This window comes from Helicobacter apodemus (genome assembly GCF_000765745.2).
Lineage (GTDB): Bacteria > Campylobacterota > Campylobacteria > Campylobacterales > Helicobacteraceae > Helicobacter_D > Helicobacter_D apodemus.
Map to the genome: position 1 here is coordinate 1 of NZ_JRPC02000108.1, position 639 is coordinate 639.

Annotated in this window: 1 pseudogene; it reads left to right on the forward strand. The window is 34.0% G+C overall.

The window, feature by feature from the left end:
- Positions 1-639, forward strand: a pseudogene (locus LS72_RS10570) (hypothetical protein); the annotation flags it as partial.

Consider the following 639-nt stretch of genomic DNA (forward strand, 5'->3'; position numbering starts at 1 on the left):
TTTTAGCTAGTGATGAACTCAATATTGATAATCTCTTTAAAAAACAAATTGGTTTAAGGAGTATTACAAGCTTTTCTTTGCTTAGCACAGGAAATGCCAATACTTATTCCCTCTATCCTAATATTAGTATAGGGGGAGATACAACACTTTGGGATGATACCAAACAACTAAGTCTTAATCAGGCTTTTATTTATACACTTATGCCTAAATTTGATATTCTTGTATCAGGGAGTGGTAGTTATACAAGGAAAGAATATACAAATGTCTTTACTAGTAGGTATTCCAGTCAAAACAACTGGCAATTCAACTCTCTATGGCTTGGCTTTATCTATACAGGTAAAAGTATTGCAGACTTTATCCCACAAATTACCTTTCAGACTGCTATTATCCAAAGAGAATCTTCAGCTACTGAAAATAAAAAAGCTTCTACCTTAAATCCCAAAGTCTCCAAGCAACCCTAAGGGGATATAGTGATCCTGTAGTCTATAGTATTTATAGTGGATTGGGATATAACGCAAAAAGGAAGTTTAAGATAGGTAAGATAGATTATGGGCATAGTCTCTATATAGGAGGAGATCTCTCTATTATCTTAAGCCCTAAAATCACTTTAGATTTAGGAGCAGAACAGAGATTCCAAAC